Raw genomic sequence first — 1,214 nt, forward strand, 5'->3', positions numbered from 1 at the left:
CGGCACTAGATCCTAAGTCTAGCGCGTCTGTCGTTCCGCCACGTCACTCTCACCCATGCTAGCTCGCCCTCTGAGCCAGGGCGACCTGTAGGGCAGCAGTCTCAGCATCATCGTCATCTCGAATCGGAATCCCGCTCCAAGTCGCGAAAAAGAGGTGTGCTCAGGTAGCGTTCCCCAAAACTAGGCTGGATCATTACAATCCGCTTGCCAGCGTTTTCCGGTCGCCGCCCCACCTGGATGGCTCCCGCCAAGGCAGCCCCAGTGGAAATGCCGGAGAGGATCCCTTCTTCTTTGGCCAGGCGCCGGCTGTAGACCATGCTCTCTTCATCTTCCACTGAGATCACCTCATCCAGCAGGTCGCGCCGCAGCACATCAGGCACGAATCCCGCTCCGATCCCTTCAATGCGATGAAAGCCGGGCCGTCCACCACTCAAGACGGCACTGGCCTTGGGTTCAACGGCCACCAGTCGAATGGCTGGGTTTTTCCCCTTCAAAAACTCGCCCGCCCCCGTGATGGTGCCGCCGGTACCTACCCCTGCCACCAGGATATCCACTTGACCATCGGTATCTTCCCAAATTTCCGGGCCGGTGGTTCTGGCATGGATCCGGGGGTTGGCGGGATTGGTGAACTGGCCCAACATGTAAGCGTTGGGAGTGCGGCGGACGATCTCTTCAGCCTTCCAGATGGCTTCCCCCATGCCGCCGGCGCTACTGGCCAGGTGCACCTCTGCTCCGTAGGCTTTCAACAGCAGTCGCCGCTCCAGGCTCATGCTCTCAGGCATGACGATGATGAGCCGGTAACCCTTGGCAGCAGCGGCCATGGCCAGGCCAATGCCGGTATTGCCAGAGGTGGGCTCCACCAAGATGGTCTTGCCGGGGGTGATCAAACCGGCCTGTTCGGCAGCCTCGATCATGCTGACGGCAATGCGGTCTTTCACCGAAGCGGCAGGGTTAAAGCTCTCCAATTTCACCACGATCTCGGCCAGGCACCCCTCCGATTGCGGGATCCGATTCAACCGCACCAGCGGGGTGCGACCGATGAGCTGGGTGATGTTGGCGGCGATTTTCATGGCTAACAAAAAGGAAGAAACCATCGCGGCAGTGGGCCCTAGCCCTTAACTCCGGAGCAACCGAGGGCCTTACGCGAGGCTAACCCTTGAATAAGCTCCTTGGCATGCCCCTTTCAGCTTACTAGCGCAGGAGCCCCGCCCTCT

At 60.2% G+C, this 1,214-nt stretch carries 1 protein-coding gene; it reads right to left on the bottom strand.

Going from position 1 to position 1,214, the window contains the following annotated elements:
- Positions 1-113 precede the first annotated feature (113 nt).
- Positions 114-1,070 (bottom strand): cysteine synthase A, encoded by a 957-nt coding sequence (gene cysK / locus NW815_RS07875; RefSeq protein WP_414390666.1) that lies wholly within the window; start codon positions 1,068-1,070, stop codon positions 114-116.
- Positions 1,071-1,214: the final 144 nt, after the last annotated feature.

The organism is Synechococcus sp. R6-7 (assembly GCF_047461695.1).
Lineage (GTDB): Bacteria > Cyanobacteriota > Cyanobacteriia > Thermostichales > Thermostichaceae > Thermostichus.